Annotated in this window: 19 protein-coding genes; 6 read left to right on the forward strand and 13 right to left on the reverse strand. The window is 27.5% G+C overall.

The genetic code is table 11. The annotated features are described in order from the left end of the window. Positions 1-34 precede the first annotated feature (34 nt). From AMYT_RS01855 to AMYT_RS01885, 7 genes are all read right to left on the reverse strand, one after another. Positions 35-430, reverse strand: coding sequence for a hypothetical protein (locus tag AMYT_RS01855; RefSeq protein WP_114840868.1), 396 nt, complete (start codon positions 428-430; stop codon positions 35-37). Between the two features lie 180 nt (positions 431-610). Continuing rightward, positions 611-1483 carry a c-type cytochrome gene (locus AMYT_RS01860; protein WP_114840869.1) on the reverse strand — a complete coding sequence of 291 codons (873 nt, stop codon included), beginning with the start codon at positions 1481-1483 and terminating at the stop codon, positions 611-613. Beyond that, the gene (locus tag AMYT_RS01865; RefSeq protein ID WP_114840870.1) at positions 1483-2730 is read right to left on the reverse strand and encodes a cytochrome b; all 1248 of its coding nucleotides are present in this window, start codon (positions 2728-2730) and stop codon (positions 1483-1485) included. The genes AMYT_RS01860 and AMYT_RS01865 overlap by 1 nt, the downstream gene beginning before the upstream one ends. An 11-nt stretch (positions 2731-2741) precedes the next feature. Continuing rightward, a complete protein-coding gene (locus tag AMYT_RS01870; RefSeq protein WP_114840871.1) occupies positions 2742-3242 on the reverse strand; it encodes a Rieske 2Fe-2S domain-containing protein in 501 nt (166 codons plus the stop codon). Between the two features lie 165 nt (positions 3243-3407). Next, complete coding sequence (gene thrC / locus AMYT_RS01875) at positions 3408-4889, reverse strand: threonine synthase (protein ID WP_114840872.1); 1482 nt, start codon at positions 4887-4889, stop codon at positions 3408-3410. A gap of 12 nt (positions 4890-4901) precedes the next feature. Further along, the gene (argB, locus tag AMYT_RS01880) at positions 4902-5804 is read right to left on the reverse strand and encodes an acetylglutamate kinase (RefSeq protein ID WP_114840873.1); all 903 of its coding nucleotides are present in this window, start codon (positions 5802-5804) and stop codon (positions 4902-4904) included. Positions 5805-5887: 83 nt separating this feature from the next. Beyond that, on the reverse strand, positions 5888-7714 hold the full coding sequence (locus tag AMYT_RS01885) for a GGDEF domain-containing protein (RefSeq protein ID WP_162919454.1): 1827 nt from the start codon (positions 7712-7714) through the stop codon (positions 5888-5890). A gap of 115 nt (positions 7715-7829) precedes the next feature. On the opposite strand from AMYT_RS01885, the gene AMYT_RS01890 reads away from it, so the two are divergent. After that, positions 7830-10571, forward strand: coding sequence for a RecB-like helicase (locus AMYT_RS01890; protein WP_114840875.1), 2742 nt, complete (start codon positions 7830-7832; stop codon positions 10569-10571). A gap of 22 nt (positions 10572-10593) precedes the next feature. Here the strand turns inward: AMYT_RS01890 and AMYT_RS01895 are convergent, their stop codons facing one another. From AMYT_RS01895 to ilvA, 4 genes are all read right to left on the reverse strand, one after another. After that, positions 10594-11151 (reverse strand): thiamine phosphate synthase, encoded by a 558-nt coding sequence (locus AMYT_RS01895; protein ID WP_114840876.1) that lies wholly within the window; start codon positions 11149-11151, stop codon positions 10594-10596. Positions 11152-11234: 83 nt separating this feature from the next. Beyond that, complete coding sequence (locus AMYT_RS01900; RefSeq protein ID WP_114840877.1) at positions 11235-13493, reverse strand: methyl-accepting chemotaxis protein; 2259 nt, start codon at positions 13491-13493, stop codon at positions 11235-11237. Between the two features lie 160 nt (positions 13494-13653). Continuing rightward, on the reverse strand, positions 13654-14340 hold the full coding sequence (locus AMYT_RS01905; RefSeq protein ID WP_114840878.1) for a F0F1 ATP synthase subunit A: 687 nt from the start codon (positions 14338-14340) through the stop codon (positions 13654-13656). Between the two features lie 97 nt (positions 14341-14437). Continuing rightward, complete coding sequence (ilvA, locus tag AMYT_RS01910; protein ID WP_114840879.1) at positions 14438-15643, reverse strand: threonine ammonia-lyase; 1206 nt, start codon at positions 15641-15643, stop codon at positions 14438-14440. A gap of 110 nt (positions 15644-15753) precedes the next feature. Between ilvA and trmD the strand changes: the two genes are divergently transcribed. From trmD to AMYT_RS01930, 4 genes are read left to right on the forward strand one after another with little or no spacing between them, the layout of a single operon-like run. Next, positions 15754-16431, forward strand: coding sequence for a tRNA (guanosine(37)-N1)-methyltransferase TrmD (gene trmD / locus AMYT_RS01915; protein ID WP_114840880.1), 678 nt, complete (start codon positions 15754-15756; stop codon positions 16429-16431). After that, positions 16428-16784 (forward strand): 50S ribosomal protein L19, encoded by a 357-nt coding sequence (rplS, locus tag AMYT_RS01920; protein WP_114840881.1) that lies wholly within the window; start codon positions 16428-16430, stop codon positions 16782-16784. Before trmD ends, rplS begins: the two co-directional genes overlap by 4 nt. 32 nt (positions 16785-16816) lie before the next feature. Next, positions 16817-17335: a 5'-methylthioadenosine/S-adenosylhomocysteine nucleosidase family protein gene (locus AMYT_RS01925; RefSeq protein WP_114840882.1), complete on the forward strand. Its 519-nt coding sequence runs from the start codon at positions 16817-16819 to the stop codon at positions 17333-17335. Continuing rightward, positions 17332-18576, forward strand: a complete 1245-nt coding sequence (locus tag AMYT_RS01930) for an SPL family radical SAM protein (RefSeq protein WP_114840883.1) — start codon at positions 17332-17334, stop codon at positions 18574-18576. Before AMYT_RS01925 ends, AMYT_RS01930 begins: the two co-directional genes overlap by 4 nt. Before the next feature lie 2 nt (positions 18577-18578). On the opposite strand, the gene AMYT_RS01935 is transcribed toward AMYT_RS01930, so the two are convergent. After that, positions 18579-20315 carry an ABC-F family ATP-binding cassette domain-containing protein gene (locus AMYT_RS01935; protein WP_114840884.1) on the reverse strand — a complete coding sequence of 579 codons (1737 nt, stop codon included), beginning with the start codon at positions 20313-20315 and terminating at the stop codon, positions 18579-18581. 175 nt (positions 20316-20490) lie between these two features. On the opposite strand from AMYT_RS01935, the gene AMYT_RS01940 reads away from it, so the two are divergent. Next, positions 20491-21342 carry a delta-class carbonic anhydrase gene (locus AMYT_RS01940; protein WP_114840885.1) on the forward strand — a complete coding sequence of 284 codons (852 nt, stop codon included), beginning with the start codon at positions 20491-20493 and terminating at the stop codon, positions 21340-21342. A gap of 15 nt (positions 21343-21357) precedes the next feature. Here the strand turns inward: AMYT_RS01940 and AMYT_RS01945 are convergent, their stop codons facing one another. Next, entirely contained in the window at positions 21358-21771 is a 414-nt protein-coding gene (locus AMYT_RS01945) for a hypothetical protein (RefSeq protein ID WP_114840886.1), read from the reverse strand. Positions 21772-21798: the final 27 nt, after the last annotated feature.

The following is a 21798-nucleotide window of genomic DNA, read 5'->3' on the forward strand; positions in this document are numbered from 1 at the left end:
AGATAAACTTTTAAAGTTTATCTTTTAATTGTTCTTACCAGCTTCTTACAATAGAGTGGCATCTAGAACATGCATTTAAAATATCAGAGTATGCATTTGCAGCATTTAAATATGCTTTATCATCTAGATTTAATTCTAATATATTAATATCTAAGTTAATTCTTTTTGCAGCATTTGAAGCAACATTTACCATATGTTTTTTATCTTTTGGTAAATATTGAGCGATTACTTTTTCTTCAGAAAATAATTTATTCCCATCTTTTACAAGTTTAACTCCACTTCTAATTAATTCAACATTATTATTTAAAAATCCTTGTTGAATTTGAGTCATACCTTGCTCCATGATAGACATAGATTTTTGCATAACATCTTGAGCATTAGCCACACCAAGAGCTAATGTACATGCTAATACGATTTTTCCTAACTTCATATTTGTCCCTTTATTTTTTGTTACAAAAATGTTACTATTTAATGCGTTAAACTGTACTTAAGTTTTATAAAAAGATTTAATAATTAAAAAAATAAAATAATTTTTAGTAAAAAAGTAGCAATAATAAAAAAAGGAGATTAGAAAGCCTAATCTCCTTTTAGATTTTTAAGAAAGAGGTTCTTAGTGAACATCTCTCCATTTGCTTGCTTTCCATAACCATGCAAAGATAGCAAAAATTACTAAGTAAATTAAGAATTTAGGACCTAAAGCTTCTCTTTCAGCTTTTTTAGAATCACCAACTTCTTGCATATATGCCACAACTTGTTGTTCAGCTTCTTGAGTTAAACCAACTCTTGGCATAGCTGTACCTTCTAAGTGTTTTTGTGGGTCATTTACAAAAGTATGTAAGTAAGACTCACCTCTACTTCTGATATATTGAGATAAATCAGGAGGTAATTTACCCATATATGCTTTGATATGTTCATTTGGAGTTTTAGCAGCCATAGAACCACCTTTCATATCTCCATATTTAATACCATGACATCTTTGACAAGCATCAGTAAATACTTCTTTGTTTGTCATTTTTTCTGGTGCAATTGATTGTAAATATGCTACCATATCTGCAATCTCTTGTGGTTGCATCCAATCATAACTTGGCATTGGATGAACTCTACCATCAACAAATTTATGCTCAACTTTTGAAGCTTTTGCAGGATTTTTAATAAATGCAGCTAAATATTCAGCATTATATAATTTCCCAGAAGAACTTAAATCTGGTGGAACAACTCCATAGCTAGCAGCTGCAGTTGCATCATCCATAACAGGAGGGAATCCCTCTTTATTAATCGAGTGACAAGCAGTACAGTTTGCTTGAACTAAAGATGCACCATTTGCAGCATCACCTTTTAGTCCTCCTAATCCATCAACATCTTTAAATTGATAGTCAGCAGCTTCAACATGTGGGTGCATTTGTGAGTGAGCGAATGGTTCAACTCCCCAGTAAGTAATAAGTGTAAAAACTACTACTACTGCTAATATTTTTAATTCTCTCATTATGCACCTCTCTTTTTAGCATCTGCTTTTGTGATAATTGGTAATACTAAGAATAAGATAATAAATAACATAGCTGAAACAAATCCAACCCATGCATTGATACCTGTTGGAGGTAATTTACCATAAACAGTTAATACTATTAAATCAACCATTAAAATCCAGAACCATACATTAAATCCAGGTCTTTTATAAGCTGGTAAAACAGCAGGATCTCTATCTAAAAATGGTAATAATAAGAAAATAGCATTTGCAAAACCAAATGCAGCTAATCCAATATCAAATGCTTTAATAGGACCAACATCAAAGAAGAAACCTCTTAATACTTCATATGACCATAAGAAATACCACTCTGGGTAAATATGTGCAGGAGTAACCATATTATCTGCTGGATCAAAGTTTACTGGGTCCATAGCAAAGTTATAATGGAAGAATACTAAATAGAAATAGAAAATTAAGAAAATTCCTAATACAGCTAAATCTTTAGAGATAAAAATTGGCCAGAAAGGAATAACTTTAGACTCTTTTTTATTTCCACTTAAATATTTTTCAGCTTCAGCATCAAAATCAATATCTTCAGAAGATTGGTTATTAACGTGAGGAATTCTTAATGTATAGAAGTGTAATCCAATTAGACCCATAATAACAATAGGTAATAAGAATACGTGTAACATAAAGAATCTTGTTAATGTAGCATCAGCAACGTTAAAGTCACCTCTAATCCATACAACAAGAGCATCTCCAATAATAGGAACACCACCAAATAGGTTTGTAATAACCATTGCAGCCCAGTAAGACATTTGTCCCCATGGTAACATATATCCAGAGAATCCAGCAGCAGAGAATGTCATAAATAATAACATACCTGAAATCCAAATCATCTCTCTACCTTGTTTATAAGAACCATAATAAATTCCTGTAAACATGTGAATATAAATAATTAAGAATACAACAGAAGCTGCAACACCATGCATATGTCTAAATAACCAACCATATGCAACTTCTTGCATAATTGTGTAATTAACTGAATCAAAAGCTAGATTTACATCAGGCTTGTAATACATCATTAAAAATAGACCAGAAATTACTAATATACCAAAAGTAGTAGCTAGTAATACACCCATTGCCCATAAGAAGTTAATATCTTTTGGAATCCAATACTCAGTCATTAAAACTTTGTTTAGTGCTGTAGTGTTTAATCTTTGATCTAACCACTCACCAACAGAGTTTGCTTTAGTAAATTTTGCCATTACTTAACTCCTTATGCCTTCATCGCAGAAGCGATTTTTTTGTATTCTGGACCTTCTTCACCTAAAGTAAGAGTATTCCCAGAAACACTAAATGGAGGTAAATCAAGAGGTCTTGGAGGAGGTCCAAATACTTGCTTACCACTTGCATCAAATTCTCCCCCGTGACATGCGCATTTCCACATAGATTTTTTCCATGCAGGAATACATCCTAGGTGAGTACATAGACCTATAGCAATTGTAAATCTATCATTTCCAATTACTAAATCTCTATCAGAATTTTCCATTTCAGCAGTTTTTTTAAGCACAAAAATCGGTTTCCCTCTCCACATGATTGTACTTGGTTCACCAGCTTTAATTCCACTAAGATCAACCTTAGTAAAACCACCTGCTAGTACGCTTGGTAGTGGATCCCATACCTTCTTCATCCCAACTAAAGAAGCGGCACCACCAACTGCAGCAACTGCAGCAAACGTATAACCAAGAAAATCTCGTCTATTTGTATCGTTAGACATTTATCTTCCTTATTTTAAAATAAAATTCATATATTATATTAATAATTTTCTTAAAGTGTTATGACGTAGGTCAAATTGAGCTATTTTAAAGCTATTTTGTGAGGAAAATACACAGTGGATATATAAGAGTAAGTTATTAATGTATAGAAATGCTCACTAGAGAGACTATTTCTCTCTAATGAAATTTACAATTTCTTTTTCTATATCTTCTTTATTAATAACCAAATTATGGATTATTTTTGCAGAAAATAATTCTTTAATACTTTCAGGTAATTTAGCATTGTATCTAGAAGAAATTTCTTCTAAAGCTTCTTTGTCAGAATATTTAATATTATTTTCATTTAAAGCATTTAAAACTGTTGGTGAAAACTTTGTCCATTCAGCAGTTGAGTAAATAACTGTTTTTAAATTTTTTTGTTTTAAATTTTCATAAGCTTTTAAACAAGTAGCTGTATGTGGGTCCATTAAATACCCTTGATCTAAAAATTCTTTTATTTTTTTAGCTCCAAAAGCATCATCTGAATAAATAGCACTAAACTCTTCTTGTAAAAGTTTTGTCTCTTCATTTGATAATGTAAAGATATTTTCATTATTTAAAGAATCAAAAATCTCTTTTGTTCTTTTTGCTCCAAATAAGTCAAAAATAACTCTTTCAATATTTGAAGATTTTAAAATATCCATAGCGGGTGATTTAGTAAGAATTAATTTTTTATCTCTTATATCATATACCCCTGTATTTAACCATTGAGTTAAAATATTATTTTCATTTGAAGCTACTAAAAGTTTTTCAATTGGTAACCCCATTTTTTTAGCATAATATCCTCCAAGTACATTTCCAAAGTTACCACTTGGTACTACTAAATAAATTTTTTCACCAAATTTAATTTCATCTTGTTTTAATAATTCAATATATGAATGGAAATGATAAATAATTTGGAAAATAATTCTTCCAAAATTTACAGAGTTTGCAGCACTTAATTTAATCCCATCATTTTCTAATTCTTGTTTAAAAGATTTTGAGGCTAAAAGGTTTTTTAATGCAGTTTGAGCATCATCAAAATTACCTTTTATTCCAATGATTTTTTGATTTTCTCCATCTTCACAAACCATTTGTAATCTTTGAACATCAGATGTTCCTCCATCTGGATATAAACAAGCGATTTTAATATTTTCTTTATTTTTAAAAGTATTAAGAGCAGCAGGTCCTGTATCTCCTGATGTTGCTGCTAAAATAAGATATTTTTCATCTCTTTTTTTAGCAATTGAAGAAAGAATTGAACCAAAAGGTTGTAAAGCCATATCTTTAAAAGCTCTTGTTGGTCCATGATATTGTTCATGTACAAATAAATCCTCTTTTACTTTTACCACTGGACAAGGATTATTTTTATCATCAAAGTTATCATATAAAGCTAAGGCTTTATTTATCTCTTCTTCTTCAATATCAATTTCAAATGCTTTTAAAATATCATAAGCAAGCTCTTTATAGCTTTTATTGATATGATTTAAAATGAAGTTTTCTTCTAATTTTGGTAACTGTTTTGGTACATATAATCCACCAAATGAAGCACTTGGATTTAAAATTGCTTCACTAAAAGTTACTTCTTTTGGATGAATTCCGTCATTTCCTCTTGTTTCAATAAAATTCATAATATCCCTTCTTTATTTTTCATTTAATAATTTTTCTATATCTATACCGTTATTATTGCCATCTTTTCTTATAAATTGTGTACCTATTCCATCACTTGTAAAAAGTTCTAATAAAATTGAGTGTTCAACTCTACCATCAATAATATGAGCTTTATTAACTCCATTATAAATAGCATCAATGCAAGAATCAACTTTAGGTATCATTCCTCCTGCAATTGTCCCATCTGCTTTATAGTTTTCAACATCATTTTGATCTAAAGAGTTTAGAAGATTTCCTTGTTTATCTAAAACTCCAACTGTATCAGTTAAAAATAGAACTTTTTGTGCTTTTAAAGCTTGTGCAACTTTGCTTGCTGCCACATCAGCATTTATATTAAATCCTGGATGATTTGGTTCAGCACTATCTGCAATTGGAGCAATAACAGGGATAAATCCCTCTTTAATCAAGTTATTTATAATTGTTCCATTTACTTCAGTTATCACACCAGTATAACCAAATTTTCCATTATCTTTAGGTGTAGCTTTTATAATTGAAGAATCTTTTCCTGAAATTCCAATTGCTTTTGCTCCATGATGATTTAATAGTGAAGTGATATTTTTATTTATCTCACCACTTAAAACCATTTCAACTACTCTCATAGTCTCTTTACTTGTAACTCTATGTCCATCAACAAACTCAGAGTGAATTTCCAATTTATTTAATAATTCAGAAATTCTAGCGCCCCCACCATGAACTATTACAGGGTTCATCCCAACAAGTTTTAATAACACAATATCTTCTGCGAATTTTTCTTGTAATTCAGGAGAAGTTTGTGCAGAACCACCATATTTTATAACAATTGTTTTTCCATAAAATTTTTTAATGTGAGGAATAGCATCAAGTAGAACTTGAACCTTTTGATGTTTCTTTTGCATAACGTTTCCTAGGATAATTTTAAGGCATAAATTATATCTAAAAGATTCTTAATGGGAATAGTGAAAAAAGAAGTAGTATTTTTCTACTTCTTTTCTAAAAGTTTTGTAGTAAAGGCTACTACTTTATTTCTTCCTGTTTCTTTAGCTTCATATAAAGCTAAATCGGCATATTTTATACACTCTTTTACATTTTTATGATCTTTTGGATACATAGATGTTCCAATACTCATAGTTTTAGTAATTGTTGTATTTCCAGCAGGAATTTTTTTAAGAGTAAAGGCTTCTTTAATTTTAAGTGCAATTCTTTCAACTGAAGATTCATCGCAGTTATATAACAATACAATAAACTCTTCACCTCCAAATCTTACTACAATATCTGATTCTCTTGTGTTTTCAAGTAAAGTTTCAGCTACTATTTTAATAGCATTATCTCCCACATCATGTCCATATGTATCATTAACCATTTTAAAATGATCAATATCTAGCATAAGTACACCAAAAGTAATATTTGCTCTTGTTGCTTGTGCAGTTATTTTATCAATAGAGTCATCTAAATATTTTCTATTGTATAGTCCTGTTAATGGGTCTGTTCTTGCATTTAATTCAAGAATATTCATCAGTTTTTTGCTAACAATTACTGTTTTTGCTGAATCTATATAATCTTGAATATAAGGTATAATTTCTCTTATTCTTTGTGTTTCTTTAACTGAATCAGTATAAATAGACACAATTAAATCAAGCTCATTTGAAATTGAGTATGGAATACAAAAATAGTTTGTCTCTTCACAATCTTTACAAGAAGAACAAACATTTTTAAATTGTGTTGAATCAATTATCGTATTTGTTCTATCTGCTCTACATCCTGTATCTACAATATTGCAATACATTTTATTTTGAACATAAACTACACTTACTTTATTATGTATAGTATCTGATTCAAAGAAGTTAAAGTTTTGAATATCTAATTTATCTCTAAATACATGGGCAAGTCTTGAATAAATTTCATCTAAAGTTTCATCATATTCAATTGTTTTTCTAAATCTATAAACATCAGATAATCTATCTACTGTATTTTTTACATTTATTAAGTGGTCTTTTTCTTCACTTAAATTATCTGATAAGAAAATAGAAATTTTTGAATCAATTGCATCTAAAGTTATTTCTAGTTTTTCAAGTAAACCATTAATCCATGAAGCAACATCTTTTGACTCTTTACCTCTGGCATTTTCAATTCTATGTGAATAATCTCCACTTTGAGCTTTGTTCATTACATTTTTAATCTCATCAAATAAACTTAAAAATGGTGAAATTAAAAAATTAATTAAGAAGATAATTATTACCATTAAAACAAGAGCAATTATAGCTGTATGTGTAACAGTTGTAATTCCCACTTCTTTTGAATCATCTATTGACATAGTAATAGTAATAGCCCCTAAAGTATCCCCTTCTTTAGCATTTGTATGACATTTCATACAGTCAATTTTTCCTTGACTTGTAGCTTTATATGGAATTGTAATTCTATAATGACTTTTTGAAAAGATATTTTCAGTTACTACTCTTTTTACTTCACCGTTATTTAAAACTTCATTATCTATTTCATCTCTGGCTATTTCATTATTAAATCCTATTCCAAACATATCAACTACATCTTTACCTCTACTTAACCAAATCTTATCTATATTTGGTAAGTCCTCTAATTGACTTAAAAAAAGCTCTCTATTTTCGATAACACCAGTTACCATCTGTGAGGTTAAAGAGTGTTCAATTGTTTTAGCTATAGAATGTGCTTTATCATCAATATTCTTAATACCATAGTCTCTAAAATTATAAATTAAATTTACAATTAATAAAACAAACATCGAAAAAGTGATAAAAATAACTAGAAAAATAATTTTATTCTTTGTCTGCATATACGCAACTCCCCAAAAAAATAATAAACTTAATAATATCATTATATTAATAAAATAAGTTAATATTAAAGTTAAAATATAGAAAAATTTATAATTTCTTTTGTATTATTAACAAATGAAACAATATTTAGCATTAAAAGCAAGTGCAGGAAGTGGTAAAACTTTTGCATTAACTGTACGATATATTACCTTACTTTTAAAAGGTGCAAATCCTAGTGAAATTTTAACTTTAACTTTTACAAATAAAGCTGCAAATGAAATGAGTGAAAGGATATATAAAACTTTGCAGACTTTAGGTGATGATGAAGCATATTTAAGTGCAATTCAACTAGAAGCAGGGATTTTAAAAGAAGAGATTTTAGGTAAAAAAAATCTATTATTAAAGCAATTTACTAATGCTACTTTATCTATATATACAATTGATAAGTTTGTAAATAAAATTCTAAGGGAATTTTGTGGGTATATTGGAATAGGTGATGATTTTGATATAAAAGAAGATGATGTAGAAAAACTAAGTTATAACTTTTTAAAATCATTAAATTTAGAAGATTTTGATAAGCTTATTGAGTTTTCATGGTATGAAAATAAAAAGTTTAACTCTTTATTTGAACTTTTTAAATTATTAATTGAAAAAAATGAGACAATAACTACTGTTAATGTAGATGCAACTTTAATTACTTTACAAAAGCAAGAGATTTTAAAATATGCTTTTAAAATAAAAGAATTAGTATTAAATTGCTCTATTGCTTCAGCTTCAGCAAAAAAAGCAGTAGATTTTGAAACTTTTGAAGATTTACTTGGAAGAACTTGGCTAGAAAAAACAAGTGTTAGTGAATATAGCTATTTTAAAAAATTTGCAGATGACTTAATGCAAGAGAATTTTCTAAATTTAAAAGAAGAACTTTCAAAATATTATAAATTAAGAAGTGCATATTCTTTAAACAAACTTTTTGAGTTATTTACTAAGTTTAAAGAGTTTAAAACTTTTTATAATAAAAGTAAAAACTATTTAGAGTTTAATGATATTTCAAATTTAGTATATGAACTTTTAAGTTCAAAAATAGATAAAGAGTTTTTATATTTTAGGCTTGATGCTAAATATTCACATATTTTAATAGATGAGTTTCAAGATACTTCTCTTTTACAATATAATATTTTAAAACCTCTTATTGAAGAGATTTTATCAGGAAATAGTGAAAGATTTAAAACTTTTTTTTATGTGGGAGATACTAAGCAATCTATTTATAGATTTAGAGGTGGTAAAAGAGAGCTATTTGATTATGTGGCAAAAAGTAATCCTTTAATCAAAGTTGAAGTATTAAATACAAACTATAGGTCTTGTGAAAATATAGTAAATTATGTAAATTCACTTTTTAAACCTTTAGGAAATTATGAATATTATGACCAATTGTCTGTAAATAAAGAGGGATATGTTGAAGTAATAGAAGATAGTTCTTTAGAAGATGAGGAAGAAAAATTTAAAACAATAGCTTCTACAATTGCAACTTTAATACAAAAAGGTGTAAATAGTAATGATATTGCAATTTTAACATATACAAACTCTGATGTATTAGCTTTATATTCATACTTAAGCGAAAAATTTCCTTCTTTAAAAATCTCAACTGAAATGACTTCAAAGCTTATAAATCAAGAAAATGTAAAAGCTGTTATAAATATGATAAAGTACCTTTTCTTTAATGAAGAAATATATAAAGAAAATGTAAATGCAATTGTAGGAAAAGCTCCTTTGTCAAAACTAGATTTAAAAGTTGATTTATATAAAAATACTTTACAAGAGGTTATAAAAACTATTGCAAATAATTTAAATTTAATGGATGAAAATGTAATTAAATTAATAGAAGAAAGCAGTAATTTTGAAAATATAGTAGAGTTTGTTTTTGATATAGATAAGCTTGAATCTTCTATGGTAAATAGTGAGCAAAGTGGTTTACAAATTTTAACTATATTTAAATCAAAAGGTTTGGAGTTTCAAACGGTAATTTTGCTTGATAGAATAAAAAGAAAAACACCAGATAGAAGCTCTTTATTATTTGAATATGATGAGGTATATTTAAAAAATATCTATTATAAAATTAAGGATTTAGAAAATTATAATGAAAACTATAAAAAAGCTTTACAAAAAGAAAAAGCTTTAAGTTTTGATGATGAATTAAATATTTTATATGTGGCTTTAACAAGAGCAAAAGAGAATCTAATAATCTTTAAAAAACAAAAAAGTTCAGTTTTTGATATTTTAGATATAAAACCTTTAATTATCGGTTCGATAATTGAAAGTTCAAAACAATCAAAAAATTATGAAAAACAACAAAAAGTAGTTTATACTAAACTTGATTTGGGTAAACAAGACAATATTATAAAAAAAGAAGATGATGAAAAAGATTATTCAAACTCTTTATATAATAGATATTTTGGTTTAGCAACTCATTACTGCTTAGAAATGTTAGCAGATTTTACAACTGAGAGTTTAGAAAAAGCCTTAGGTTTAGCTATTTATAAATATTCACAATATTTAAGTGAAAATGATTTTAAGCTAATAAAACAAAGAATTCTTTTAATGTTTGAAAATATACACTTTCAAGACTTAATTAAAGATGCCAATTTTATAAGTGAACAAGCTATTTTATATAATGGTGAAATAAAGATTATTGATTTACTTTTAGAAAAACAAAATAGATATTATATTTTAGATTATAAAACTACAAAAGAAGAGATGAGTGAGCATATAACTCAAGTAAGTACATATGTAAAAGCTATAAAAGATATAGTTAAGTGTGATGAGGTTGAGGGATATTTACTTTATTTAAAAGAAGATAGTTTTAATATTAAAAAAGTTTAAATAGAAAAGAACTCTTTTCTATTTAATTTAAAAAATATCTAATTGAAGCAAAAGCATAAGGTTGAGCACTTTTGATTTTTTCTAAGTGCTTTTCATCTGTAATTCCTCCAAGAGCAATAATATCTATATCTTCATATAATCTTACAGCCTCTTTTAGTTTTTGAATTCCTTTAGGTTCACCTTTATTTATTACTTCAAAAATAGGAGAGTAAGTTACACAATTTGCATGAAGGTTTTGTGCTTTTTCTATATCGCTATATGAGTGGCATGAGATAACTGTATATAAATCTTTTTCTTTTGCATTTGAAATAAGAGAAAATTGTTCTGAATTTAGATGAACACCGTGAGCATTTAATTTGCAAGCAATTTCAATATTTGAGTTTATTAAAATAGTTTCTATATCAAACTCTTTACATACTTCTACAAAAATTTCTGCTAATTCTTCAAAATTATTTGATTGTTTATCTCTAAAACAAGCCATATTTACTTCATGATTTTTTAAAACTCTTGTTAAATTTTTTCTAAATAGGGTTGTGTCATTTGAGTAATACTTTGGGTCAGTTATTAAATACTGTTTCAACTTTTTTCTCTTTTTAAATTTTCTTAATTTTATAATGTTTAATATTAAGAATAATTAGCTAAAACAAGAGTTAAACTCTTGTTTTAATCTTGGTTAAATTTTGCTTTTTTAGCCTCTTGTACAATAATATTTGCAATATTATTTGTACTATTTGAAATATCAGTTGCTTTTCTTGCAACATTTGCATTTGTTTGAGTTAATTTATCTAAATCATTAACTGCATGATTTATCTGTTCAATTCCTTTTAATTGCTCATTTGAAACAGTTGTTACATGATTTATAATATCTGATGTTTCTTGGATATTATTTTTAAGTTTTTCATACCCTTTTATCATCTCATTTGCTATATCTTTTCCACTATTTGCTTTAACTGTTGCATTTTCTACTAACTCTTTAATCTCTTTTGCAGCTTCAGCACTTCTACTAGCTAGGTTTCTCACTTCTTGTGCAACAACCGCAAATCCTTTTCCAGCTTCACCTGCTGTTGCAGCTTCAACAGCTGCATTTAATGAAAGAATATTTGTTTGAAAAGCAATTTGATCAATAATTACAATAGCTTCAGCAATTGCATTTGTTTGTTCATTAATTTCATCCATTGAAACAGCAGTATTTTGAGCATATTTTTGCCCAGAAGCCACTTCTGAAAGAAGATTATTTGAGTTTTCTCTCATTTGATACATTGATTGTTGGCTATTTTTCATAGTTGAAGTTAATTCTTCAAGTGAAGCTGCTGTTTCTTCAAGTGAAGCTGCTTGTTCATTTGAGCTATTACTTAAATTTGAAATTATTTTATTTAGTTCTTGAGCACTTTTTTGTAGTTCTTGACCATTATTTAAATTTAGTTTTAACATTTGTGTAGCTGAACTACCTAAGAAATTACTATCATCATATAGTTTTTTAATATGGGCTTCAACACCTTTTACATCTAACTTTTTAGTATAGTCATAATTTGTATATGAATTTAAAAGTGTTTGAACATTTTGTATATGATTTGAAATATTAACTAACATATTATTTACAACTTCTTTTAGTTCATTTAACATTTTGTTATTTGAATTTTGAGTTATTTTTTTATCTAAAATACCCTTATTTACAGAATTTGCAACTTCTACTGTATTTTCAATAAGTTTATTATCAATATTGATATTCTCTTCAATTCTTTTTACATTTTCATTTATAACTTGTGACATTACTCCTATTTCATCATTTGATAAAACAGGAATTTGATTTGTTTTAGTTTTTTCATTATTTAAAAAAGCAAAGAAGTCATTTAATCCTGTTTGTAAGTTATGTAAAGGTTTAACAACAAGTTTTTTTATAATAAATAAAATAACCAATGCAAGAACACAAATAGACACAATACTTAAAACAGCAAGAATAATAGTAAAATCTTTACTTTCATGTAAAAAGTCTTCTTTTGTTGTTCCTAAAACTACTTTCCATCCTCTATCTTTATAATCTTCAAAAAGAATGATTTTTGTTTTTATTTCATTTGTTTTAGGGTCAGTCCATTTATATTCGATATTTCCTTTTTCATTATCAAACATTTTAAGAACATTTTTATCAGTATCTAATTTAAAAATATTCTCTTTTTCTTTTGTAGGATGAAGGATTAACTCACCTTTATTTTTCTCTTTTGTACTTACAATAAATAAGTATCCATTCTCTCCAACTTTTATATTTTTTAATTTTGCTTTAAAATCCTCAAAACTTTTTGTATAGTTGTATCCCACATATAAAATCCCAATAACTTTTCCATCTTTTATTATAGGATTATATACAGCCATATAATCACTACCAAATAAATGGGCACTTCCAAAATATTTTTTACCATTCATAATTGGTTCATATGCTGGAGATTTTTTACCTAAAAAAGTTCCTAAAGTTCTACTTCCATCAGGTCTTTTTAGTGAAGTTGTAACTCTTATAAAATCATCACCCATTCTAGCAAATACTGTTGCTGTTGAGCCTTTTAGTCTTGTATAGTTATCAACATAATCAAAATTATTGTTTAATTTTATGCCATTGTCAGTTATAAGAGGAGTATCTACTCCATTAACTTTAACTAATTTAGATTCATCTAATTCAATTCTTTCAAATTGTGAAGAAAAAGCTTGAAATAGACTATCTGCTGTATTTTTAAGTAAATCATCATAAGTTATAAAAGTATCTTTTATTTGATGTATTCTTTCTTGTAGTTGTGTTGTAACCTTTTCTGAAATCATAGATTTAGTATAAGCAGCACTAAAGATATTTATACTAACCAATAAAAAAGATAGCACAATTGCTAATAAAATGGTAGTTTTTGTAACTAAATTCATATTATTTAATCTATTTGTCATAACCTTACTCCTATTTAAGTAAATATTATTTTACCTTAATATAAATAATATATTATTTAAATTGATTAAAAAAATAATTTTAGATTATCATAATAAATAAGCACAAAAAAAGGGAGAGAAGCAATACTTCTCTCCCTTTTAAAAACTAAATAATTTAATTTTAGTGATCTTCGTGTTCCATCATAATTGAACCAGCAATATAAACATAAGTTAATATACTGAAGATAAATGCTTGTAATAAACCAAAAGCAGTTAGCATGAAGAAACCTGGAAGAGGTAAAATCCAAGGTACTAACATTAATAATACCATTAAGAACATATCATCCCCTCTAATTGAACCAAAAAGCCTAAATGATAATGATACGATTCTTGATAAATGAGAGATTATCTCAATTGGGAACATTAAAGGTGCTAATACAGGCATAGGACCCATAAAATGTTTAAAATAGTTAATAAAACCATTTTTCTTAATACCTAAATAGTTATAGTAAACAAAAACAATTAATGCTAAAGATAAAGTAAAGTTAATATTAGCAGTTGGTGCTTCAAAACCTGGAATAACACCTATCATATTACTAATAAAAATTACTAATGCTAAAGAAGCGATTAATGGCATATAAACTCTAGCATTCTTTTCACCCATAGTACCTTCACCTACGCTAATAATACCAGCGATGAATGCTTCCATAACGTTTTGTGAACCCGTTGGAACTAATTGCATTTTTCTTGTTGCAGCTCTTGCAACTAAGAAAATAATTCCAATAACTAAAATGTAATGAGATAAAACAATCCACTCTTGTCCGTGCCCACCAATAGCACCCAAGAATGTAAATAATCTTCCTTCCATTTTCTTCCTTTTTCCTAGTTTTCTATTTTATTTTTCAATATGCCCAGTATTATATGATTTATTTACTAAAAAATTGATAAATAACTATATACAAAAATTAGATTTGTTTAAATCTGTAACCTTTTTCTTTTAACTTCTCTTTTATTAACTTTTGATGTTCTTCACCTTTTGTTTCTAATGCAATAGTAACATAAGCTTCACCAAACTCCAGTTTTACCGAGTTTCTATCAAAATCAATCTGTACAATATTTGTAGAACATTCTGTAAAAATATTTGTTAAATTCATAAGTGCTCCTGGCTTATCCATAAGTGTTACGATAAGGTTCAGTTTTCTATATGATTTTACAAGTCCTTTTTCTATAATTTGTGATAACATAGTAACATCAATATTACCACCACTTACTATTGCACAAACTTTAGAGTCTTCAATCTCAATTTTTTCATGCATAATAGCAGCAGTTGCAGCAGCTCCCGCTCCTTCAACCACAAGTTTATGTTTTTCTAATAAAAATAAAATTGCATTTGCTATTTCATTGTCAGTTACTTCAACTATATGATCAACATAATCTAAAATAATATCTAATAGTTTTGGATTTACATCTCTTACTGCTATTCCATCTGCAATAGTTCTAACAGAAGCAGAATCAATTGGCATATGCGCTTTATATGACTCTTTCATACCCCTTGCACCACTTGCAACAACACCTATTATTTTTATATCTGGATTTATGCTTTTTGCAGCAATTGCTATACCAGAGATAAGACCACCACCTCCAATTGGTACAATAATTTGTTTTAAATCAGGAATTTCATTTAGAATTTCTAAAGAGATAGTTCCTTGACCTGCAATTACATCATCATCAGCAAAAGGATGAATAAACTCCACATTATTTTCTTCTTTAAACTTCATTGCTGCTGCGTAAGCTTCATCAAAGTTTTCACCATGTAATACTACATTAGCTCCATAAGATTTCACACCTGATACTTTTGTAAGTGGTGTTGCTTCTGGCATAAAAATAGTTGCTTCACAACCAAATTTACTAGCTGCATAAGCAACTCCTTGTGCGTGATTTCCTGCACTAGCTGCTACTACACCTTTATTTCTTTTCTCTTGTGATAGATTTGCTATTCTATTATATGCACCTCTTAATTTAAAGCTTCCTGTTAATTGAAGATTATCTTTTTTTAGATAAATCTCACTATTGAAAATTTCACTTAAAATTGGAGCTTTTGATAAAGGAGTCTCTTGTACTACGTTTTCTAAATTTTTTTTGGCTTCTTTTATTTGGTCTATTGTAATCATTTTTCTAGCTTTATTCTTTTTTGGGAATAATATCGAAAATTTGTTTTTATGGAAATTAAAGAAATATAATAACTTTTATGATAGTATTACAAAAAAATTAAAGGGCATTATTGAAATTTACTTATGTGACACTGTTTCCTAATTTAATTGAACCATATTTTTATGATTCGATTTTAAAAAGAGCAATTGAATCTAAGCTTATAAGTTATGAATTTTATAATCCTAGAGATTTTACAAAAGATAAACATAAAAAAGTAGATAAAGTTATGGTTGGTGGTGGAGCAGGTATGCTTATGACTTGTCAGCCTCTTTTTGATTGTTTAGATGAAATAAAAAGAAAAAATAAAGATGCATATATCATCTTTCCTTTAGCTGCTGCAAAACCTTTTAAACAAAATGATGCTAAAAGATTGGCAAAAAAGAAAAATATTGTTTTTGTTAGTGGAAGATATGAAGGAATTGATGAAAGAGTTATTGAAAAATATGCAAATGAAGTTTTTTCTATTGGAGAATTTGTATTAACAGGGGGAGAATTACCCTCTTTAGTAATGAGTGATGCAATTTCTAGAAATATTGAAAATGTGCTTGGAAATGCCCAATCTTTGGACTATGAAAGCTACGAAAACAATCTTTTAGAAGCACCATCTTTTACAAAACCTGAAATTTTCCAAAATTTAAGTGTAGTTAAAGAATTCTTAAAGGGAAATCATAGTAAAATTTCCGACTTAAAATTCCAGATGTCAATTTGTAAAACAAAATATTATAGACCCAATAAGGAAAAGAGATGAAAAATAGATATATTGCTAGCTTTGAGGCAGCTCAATTAGAAACTAAAGAGATTCCTCAATTTAGAGCAGGAGACACTGTAAGACTTGGTGTTGAAATTAAAGAAGGTGAGAAAAAAAGAGTTCAAACTTACGAAGGTGTTGTAATTGCAAGACATGGTGAAGGAACTTCTGCAACATTTACAGTTAGAAAAATTGCTGCTAACTCTGTTGGTGTAGAGAGAATTTTCCCATTATATACTGACTCAATTAAAACTTTTGAAGTTATCAGAAGAGGTAGAGTAAGAAGAGCTAAACTTCACTATCTAAGAGAATTAAGAGGAAAAGCTGCTAGAATTAAAGAGCTTAAAAGATAATCTAAACTAAGGCTAGTCCTTAGTTTTATTTTATGAATAAGACTTTAATTCATAGTGCACTCCTTTGTGAGTGCCAGATTCTAATAAATTACTACAAATTAAAACAAGACAAGAGTGTTCAAGGCTTTAAGCTTTTTTATAATGAAGAAATCGTTATTGCTGTATCTGGAATAGGTAAAGAAAATACTTTAAGTGCATTAGATTATGTTTTTAAAAACTTTCAAATTGACAAAGCAATTAATATTGGAACAGCTGGTTGCAAAGATAAAAAGATAAAAATTGGAACACTTTTTTGTACTAATAAAAACCTTGAAAATATTGCTTATGCAACTTTAAGCACTTTTGACATACCTATAAATGACCCTTTAAAAATTAAAACTACATTAATTGATATGGAAGCTATTTATTTTGAAGAAGTTTGTAAAAAATTTATAGATAATATTCTCATTTTAAAAGTTGTATCAGACCATTTGGATATAAAAATACCTAAAAAATCTTATATTATTGAGTTGATGCAAAATAGTTTTAAACAATGGAAAGATTTAATATGAGTTATAATATAAAATTTAATGAAAATATAGAAAAAACAAATTATAAAAATTTGGATTTAAAAACCCAAGAGTTTATTAAAGAAATAGCTTTAAAATATCAGTTCTCTTTTCAAGAATTACGACAGCTAATTGATTTTGCTATTGATTTTAAAATGTGGCATGAAGATGAGATAGAAGCTGTATTTAAAGAAGAATATGCCAATAAAAAACAAGCTTTTAATGATATACGAAAAAGATGGGAAGAGTTAAGAGTTCGGCCAAATTCATATAAAAATTTTTCAAAAGAGCTTTATAAAGATGATGTAAGAAAGTTCTCTTTTAGAACATATGAAGCTTCACAAGTGGCTTTAGGCTCTTGTCCTGTTGCAAGTGAAAATACTAGATGCTGTAATTTATTAACTTTAGATGCTGTGCAATCTTGTGGTTTTGACTGTTCTTATTGCTCAATTCAGTCTTTTTATAATCAAGATAAAATAGGCTTTGATAAGAATTTTAAAGATAATTTAAAAAATCTAAAATTAGACCCTAATGAGATTTATCATATAGGTACTGGTCAAAGTTCTGATTCTCTTATGTGGGGTAATAAAGAGGGTATTTTAGATGCTCTTTTTGAGTTTGCAAGAACAAATCCTAATGTAATACTAGAATTTAAAACAAAATCAAATAATATTAAATACTTTTTAGAAAATGAAGTTCCAAAAAATATTATTTGTACTTGGTCTTTAAATACTTCAACAATAATAGAAAATGAAGAACACTTAGCAGCAAGCTTGGAAAAAAGAATTGAAGCAGCAAAATTAGTAAGCCAAAAAGGTGTTCTTGTAGGGTTTCACTTTCATCCAATAGTTCATTATGAAAACTATTTAGAAGAGTATGGAAAAGTTTATCAAACCCTAATAGATACTTTTGAGCCTTCTAAGGTTGCATTGGTATCTTTTGGAACTTTAACTTTTATAAAACCAGTTATTCAAAAAATAAGAAGTAGAAACTTTAAATCAAAAATTCTTCAAATGCCTCTAAGTGATGCAAATGGTAAGCAATCTTATCCTTTAGAAGTAAAAAAAGAGATGTTTAAGCACGCTTATGAGAGTTTTAAACCTTGGCATAAAGAAGTATATTTTTATCTTTGTATGGAAGATGTATCTTTATGGAAAGAGGTATTTGGTTATGAATACATCTCAAATAATCAAATGGAAGAGTTTATGAAAATGAGTTATATGAATAAGATAAGGAAGTTATAAAACTAAACTTCCTTCATCCTTTTTTCAAACTCTGCGTTCATCTCTTCTAATTTAAGTTGTAAATCAAGTAATTGTGATTCTTTTTGAAATTTTTCCGTTGGATTTAATGTTGGAATTAAAGCTTCAAGCTCAGCTATTTCTTTTTTAAGAGGTGCTGTTTCTTTACTTTTTTGCGCAACTATTGCAGCTCTTAATCTTTTGCTTTCTTTTTTATTTACTTTTGGTTTTGCAACTGGTTTTTTTTCAGTTACACTATCATCATCCCAACCAATTTTTTCTAAGAACTCATCATAAGTTCCATTAAAATAATCTGCTCCATCATTTGTAAATACAATTAGTCTATCACAAACAGCTCTTAAAAGTTCTTCTGAGTGAGTTACAATAATACAAGAACCCTCAAAGGCTTTTATAGCATTTGTTAAAGCTTCAATTGAGTCTATATCTAAGTGGTTTGTAGGCTCATCAAGGAAAAGTAAATTTACATCTTGAGCAATAATTTTACCAAGCATTACTCTACTTTTTTCTCCCCCTGAAAGAAGAGAGATTTTTTTCTTTGCATTATCTTTACTAAACATCATTAGACCACAAATACTTCTAATTACAGGTTCTGAAAGTTTATTATTAACACTATATATTTCATCCATAATTGTATTATTTTGATTTAAATGAGAAATATTTGTTTGTCCAAAGTGCCCAAAAACACAACTTGGATGATAATCCACACTTCCAGATAGCTGTTTTAACTCACCTGCAATTACATTTAAAAGTGTAGATTTTCCCTTACCATTTTTTCCAATAATTCCTAAAGTTTCCCCTTTACTAAGTGCAAAAGTTATATCTTTAAATAGGATATTTTCAGGAGTATAACCAAAACTTAAATCTTTTACTTCAAGTAAAAATTTAGCAGCAGTATCTTTATAATTAAAATCAAAATTTAGATTTGAATCATATTCTAAATCATCCATTATGTCCATTTTTTCTAAGATTTTAACTTTTGATTGGGCAAGTGTTGCTGTTGCTGCTCTTGCTTTATTTTTAGCAATAAACTCTTCAAGTTCTTTGATTTTTTTCTCTTGAGCAATTTTTTGTTTTTCATAATGCTCTTCATTACTTGCAAGTTGTTCATAGAACTTTCTTGTTCCACCTTGTATCATAAATGCTGATTTTCTAATTATTCCTAAAGTATGTGTACAAACACTATCCATAAAGTCTCTATCGTGAGTGATAAGTATTACTTCCCCTTGGAAAGATTTTAAAAAGGCTTTTAGCCATCTAATTGATAAAATATCTAAGTAGTTTGTTGGCTCGTCTAATAAAAGCATATTTGGTTCTGTTAAAAGAAGCTTTGCAAGATTTATTCTAATTTGATAACCACCTGAGAAAGATTTTGGGTCTTTATCTAAATCTTCTTGAGTAAATCCTAGTCCAAATAGTATCTTTTCTGCTTTATAAATATTATATTTATCATCTTCACTTAAAGCTAAGGCAGTTTCATCAAGTAGTGTTTTTTCACTAAAATTAAAATACTGCTTTAATGCACCAATTTTATAACCTTTTGGAAAGTTAATATCTCCACTATCTGCGTGTTCTTCACCTAAAATAAGTTTAAATAAAGTTGATTTTCCTGTACCATTTCTTCCTACTAATCCAACTTTATCTCCTGAATTCAATCTAAGATTAAGCTCACTATAAAGCTCACTTGTTGGATAACTTTTTGATATATTTATTAGTTCTATCATGATTTTCTTTTTATATGAGATTTTATATTTTTTAAGTTTGCAATTATAAAATATAATGGGTTATATATTCATAAATTATCTATTTTTAGAATTAGAATTTTAAATTTTTATCAATTTTAATAAATAATTAAATAAGTTATGTTATGATTTTATTAAATTAATATTGGAGATGAATATGAAAAAAAAGATTTTTCTTACGTTTGTTGTTTCTGCTTTTTCAGTAGCAAATATTTATGGTAAAGATTTATCAGAAGTTAAAAATAGTGTTATTGAAGCACAAAAACTAAAACTTGCTGAAAATACAAAAAATAAAGGTTTTGGTCCCCAATCTCCTAGAGATATTGACTTAAAAAAAGGAAATAATAAAATCATATTTAGTTCTGCACCAGATTATACGAAAATGAATTTATGTAATATTCATTTTCATAAGAATGCAGAGCATAAAGGAGGAGAATTTAGCGTTTATGCAGGTAATGGAAATGGGAAAGGTTATGAAAGTGGATATAAATATTCTGGACTATTAAGTAAAAAAGAGTTAATTCCAACAAAAGAAAAAATTTGTCCAAATAAAAACGGGGAGTTAAAAGTAGGAGAAACTATTGAGGTTCATTATGTTCATTCTACTGCACAAGTTAAGCCAGGACCAACTTTGGGTGCTTGTTTAAGTGATTCAATTAAAAATCCTCAATTAAGAGTTGAAGCACAAGTATATGTTCTTGTAAATGATAAAAATGCTTTAGATTTTAATAAACTTGCAGAATATGGAACAAAAAAAGGTTACTATCAAGCTTTAAATATTCCAACAAATAGTGGAACACCTGTTTTATATGAAGGTTCAACTACAGGTCCTAGTTATAATGAAAAAGGTTCACCCCTGCAAGTTACTTGGAATGTACGTCCAAAAGTTCAAAAAGTTGATATTAATACAGTTGGACAATGGTGCAAGGGAAATACTTTTAACGAAGATCATGCCCATGGCGTAAGAAATTTAGTTACAAACCCAGATTTACTTTCAGAAATAAAATAAAAACATTAAGGTTATTTACCTTAATGTTAATAAAGAGTTTTCTACTTTTTCTAAGTGTTTATAAAATAGTATAAAACTAATAAGACTAATAATTAAAAATGGTGAAAAAGGAAGACTTATAATAGAAGTAAGAAACCATATCCAACCATAACTTGGCTTATATGTATTTTCTAAGTTATTTTCTTTTAGATAAGCTTTTACTTGTTTATTGATTTTTATAAGGGTTATTGGTATGGCTACAAAAGACCAAATAGGGATAATTTGTGTCCAAATCCAAAGGAAATTGATTTTTTTATTGATTTTTTTTATAAAACCTAGTTGTTTTAGTATAAGTATAAATATACAGATTGTTAAAACTAAAACTACAAAAGTTAATAATAATAGTTCAAATAAAGATTCTGCAGCTGCAACTGACATTCCTCCCATCATAGTATTCCTTTTATTTAAAAAATAAGC

Source organism: Malaciobacter mytili LMG 24559, from assembly GCF_003346775.1.
GTDB classification, from domain to species: Bacteria; Campylobacterota; Campylobacteria; order Campylobacterales; family Arcobacteraceae; genus Malaciobacter; species Malaciobacter mytili.

What these genes read in the sequence shown, in the direction of transcription:
- AMYT_RS01855 (WP_114840868.1), bottom strand. Translation starts at nt 430, where the DNA reads ATGAAGTTAGGAAAAATCGTATTAGCATGTACATTAGCTCTTGGTGTG.
- AMYT_RS01905 (WP_114840878.1), bottom strand. Translation starts at nt 14,340, where the DNA reads ATGGAAGGAAGATTATTTACATTCTTGGGTGCTATTGGTGGGCACGGA.
- AMYT_RS01925 (WP_114840882.1), top strand. Translation starts at nt 16,817, where the DNA reads ATGAATAAGACTTTAATTCATAGTGCACTCCTTTGTGAGTGCCAGATT.
- AMYT_RS01935 (WP_114840884.1), bottom strand. Translation starts at nt 20,315, where the DNA reads ATGATAGAACTAATAAATATATCAAAAAGTTATCCAACAAGTGAGCTT.
- AMYT_RS01945 (WP_114840886.1), bottom strand. Translation starts at nt 21,771, where the DNA reads ATGATGGGAGGAATGTCAGTTGCAGCTGCAGAATCTTTATTTGAACTA.
- argB (WP_114840873.1), bottom strand. Translation starts at nt 5,804, where the DNA reads ATGCAAAAGAAACATCAAAAGGTTCAAGTTCTACTTGATGCTATTCCT.
- AMYT_RS01865 (WP_114840870.1), bottom strand. Translation starts at nt 2,730, where the DNA reads ATGGCAAAATTTACTAAAGCAAACTCTGTTGGTGAGTGGTTAGATCAA.
- thrC (WP_114840872.1), bottom strand. Translation starts at nt 4,889, where the DNA reads ATGAATTTTATTGAAACAAGAGGAAATGACGGAATTCATCCAAAAGAA.
- AMYT_RS01860 (WP_114840869.1), bottom strand. Translation starts at nt 1,483, where the DNA reads ATGAGAGAATTAAAAATATTAGCAGTAGTAGTAGTTTTTACACTTATT.
- AMYT_RS01940 (WP_114840885.1), top strand. Translation starts at nt 20,491, where the DNA reads ATGAAAAAAAAGATTTTTCTTACGTTTGTTGTTTCTGCTTTTTCAGTA.
- AMYT_RS01890 (WP_114840875.1), top strand. Translation starts at nt 7,830, where the DNA reads ATGAAACAATATTTAGCATTAAAAGCAAGTGCAGGAAGTGGTAAAACT.
- rplS (WP_114840881.1), top strand. Translation starts at nt 16,428, where the DNA reads ATGAAAAATAGATATATTGCTAGCTTTGAGGCAGCTCAATTAGAAACT.
- AMYT_RS01870 (WP_114840871.1), bottom strand. Translation starts at nt 3,242, where the DNA reads ATGTCTAACGATACAAATAGACGAGATTTTCTTGGTTATACGTTTGCT.
- AMYT_RS01930 (WP_114840883.1), top strand. Translation starts at nt 17,332, where the DNA reads ATGAGTTATAATATAAAATTTAATGAAAATATAGAAAAAACAAATTAT.
- AMYT_RS01900 (WP_114840877.1), bottom strand. Translation starts at nt 13,493, where the DNA reads ATGACAAATAGATTAAATAATATGAATTTAGTTACAAAAACTACCATT.
- AMYT_RS01885 (WP_162919454.1), bottom strand. Translation starts at nt 7,714, where the DNA reads ATGCAGACAAAGAATAAAATTATTTTTCTAGTTATTTTTATCACTTTT.
- ilvA (WP_114840879.1), bottom strand. Translation starts at nt 15,643, where the DNA reads ATGATTACAATAGACCAAATAAAAGAAGCCAAAAAAAATTTAGAAAAC.